This is a genomic window from Gemmobacter caeni, assembly GCF_003054195.1.
GTDB classification, from domain to species: domain Bacteria; phylum Pseudomonadota; class Alphaproteobacteria; order Rhodobacterales; family Rhodobacteraceae; genus Gemmobacter; species Gemmobacter caeni.
This window is the reverse complement of the sequence record NZ_QBKP01000080.1, coordinates 1-1,017: the sequence shown is the minus strand read 5'-3', so window position 1 is coordinate 1,017 and position 1,017 is coordinate 1. Positions and strand designations below refer to the sequence as shown.

Sequence of the window (1,017 nt, the reverse complement as noted above, 5' to 3'; positions counted from 1 at the left end):
TCCGGCGTCACGCCATGCCGGATCGCCGCATCGACCCAGCCCGGCTTCAGCGCGCCGATCACCATATGGCGGCCCTGGACAAATTGCCCGAGCGCCTTGTCAACAAAGTCGGAGAATTCCTGATCGAGCTCCTTCCCCTTGATTGCAGGCCAGCTTTCGAACAGCCGCGCGCCAATCGGGGCCGGGAGGCGCGGCAGCTTGTCCTTCAGCGTCAGGATGGTCTCGGCGGTGCTGGCGCCCGGCGCGTAGTCCCAGCCCTTCTGCAGCCCTTTCGGCAGGCCGGTGCGCGGATCGGGCCGGTCCCAGTCCGGCGGCAGTTGCTTGCCGGGATCGCCGCCGACCCGGCGGATCCCGGCTTCGGTGTGCGCGCCGAACACCCGGCAGCCGCAGCCCCAGCCGTTCGGCGGGAAGAACTTCGCCCAGAACGGATGATCCGGCGGCAGCGCGAGGCCGTCCAGCGCCAGGTGATGCAGCCGGGGATGTTCGGCCCCGGAATGGCGGTAGACCCAGTATTTGTACTTCCCGGCCAGCAGCTGCGCCCGCCGCCCCGCCGCATAGCTGGTCAGCAGGTTGGTCTGGTAGATCACCCGCGTGCGCCAGGCCTCGCCCTTCGCGCTGCCTTCGCCGGTCCAGCCGGTCCAGCCATGCCGGGCCACGATCTGGCGGAAGTCCTTGCGGAAGACCTCGAGCGAGGTGCCCTGCGAGATCGCCTTGTCGACCGCCGCCGCCAGATCGGCCAGCAGATCCGCCTTCAGCGCCCCGGCGACGACGAAGGCGCGATCATGCTGGTTGTGGCGCAGGTCATCCCAGGCGCCGGTGGGCAGCAGATTGCCCAGCCGCAGCCGGAAGGCCGCCTGCTGTTCGGCAAAGAGCTGGTGGAAGCCGAAGCCGACCTCAGCCATCGCCACGCCCGTCCGCATCCAGACGCCCGGCCAGATCAGCGGTCAGGAAGGCCTCCGCCATCAGCTGCGCCATGGCCTGCGCATCGAGGCCGGGGAAGCCCGCGAGCAGCATCTG

Annotated in this window: 1 protein-coding gene; it reads right to left on the bottom strand. The window is 69.6% G+C overall.

All coding sequences use genetic code 11. The annotated features are described in order from the left end of the window. On the bottom strand, positions 1 to 902 hold a 902-nt coding region (locus C8N34_RS25865), incomplete at its 3' end, for a phage head morphogenesis protein (RefSeq protein WP_108131078.1). Between the last annotated feature and the right edge of the window lie 115 nt (positions 903 to 1,017).